The organism is Citrobacter sp. Cu233, from assembly GCF_030332225.1.
Lineage (GTDB): Bacteria > Pseudomonadota > Gammaproteobacteria > Enterobacterales > Enterobacteriaceae > Citrobacter.
In genome coordinates, this window is the sequence record NZ_JAOWIF010000018.1 from 1 (window position 1) to 982 (window position 982).

Annotated in this window: 1 protein-coding gene; it reads left to right on the forward strand. The window is 43.9% G+C overall.

All coding sequences use genetic code 11. From position 1 onward, the window contains the following. The first annotated feature begins 40 nt into the window (after positions 1-40). Positions 41-658, forward strand: a complete 618-nt coding sequence (locus tag OGX95_RS00075) for a LuxR C-terminal-related transcriptional regulator (RefSeq protein WP_286627838.1) — start codon at positions 41-43, stop codon at positions 656-658. Positions 659-982 lie beyond the last annotated feature (324 nt).

The window sequence follows — 982 nt, forward strand, 5'->3', positions numbered from 1 at the left end:
AACAGAATGAACAGGCTCCTCCGGAGCTGACAGAAGACGGATGAAACAGATATTTTTGATGAGTCAGTGTCAGTACACCCGCCTCGGGCTTTTTGAACTGATGGAAAGTGCCGGGAAACATGCCGTTCAGGTTATTTCCGTGGAAACACCGGAGCAGATTGTGTCGCATATTCTGTCTGACAGCCACCTTCACGGGAAAAAGCGTGTCATTGTGGTGGATCTGACCTGTCATGAGTCATCAGTAATGGTGAAGGCGTTGTGGTTTTTGTGGAATCTGTCAGTCCTTTATTCTGAACGCCACGAACTGAGAGGAACTCCCTGCATTTTATTTGGGCATCAGTGGGAGAGGAGTAATATCAGATACCCTTTCCCCTGGGTTTCTCCGTTACAAGATCTCCGTCAGTTGCAAAATATTTTTCTGCGCATTCTGGCCGTTCCCTCTCGCTATATAAATAATGGGTATGGATTTCAGCGTTTAAGTGTTAACGAGCGACGGGTGATAAATGCACTTCTTGGTGGAGAAACGGTAAGTGATATTGCAAAGCGTATGCGGATACATTACAGGAATGTGTGTTACTACCGACAAATGGCAATATTTAAAATCGGCCTGAGAAACCGGAATGATATTGCATGGATTATGAACAGGACGTTTTTGTAAGCGCTGTAACGATATGTGCTGACCGGATGCACTTCCGAAATTGATAAGTCTTTCCACACATAAACTGTAAACTAACTCCTGCGCGTAGTCGGAAGTAATGCAGAGAACATTTCATCTGAAACGACTAAAGTCGTTGACTAAACAGGATGGGATACGCGAGGTGATGACATCATAAGAAAGACACGTCAGTTATATTGTTAGCGTACTCATCGTGCTTTTCAACGCTTATATATTTTTGAAGGTGAAAATATGTCAACGCTGAAGAATACATTTTTTATCCCTCCGCCTGACACGCCAACACAGGCCGGACCTGAAAATATCTTT

What these genes read in the sequence shown, in the direction of transcription:
- OGX95_RS00075 (WP_286627838.1), top strand. Translation starts at nt 41, where the DNA reads ATGAAACAGATATTTTTGATGAGTCAGTGTCAGTACACCCGCCTCGGG.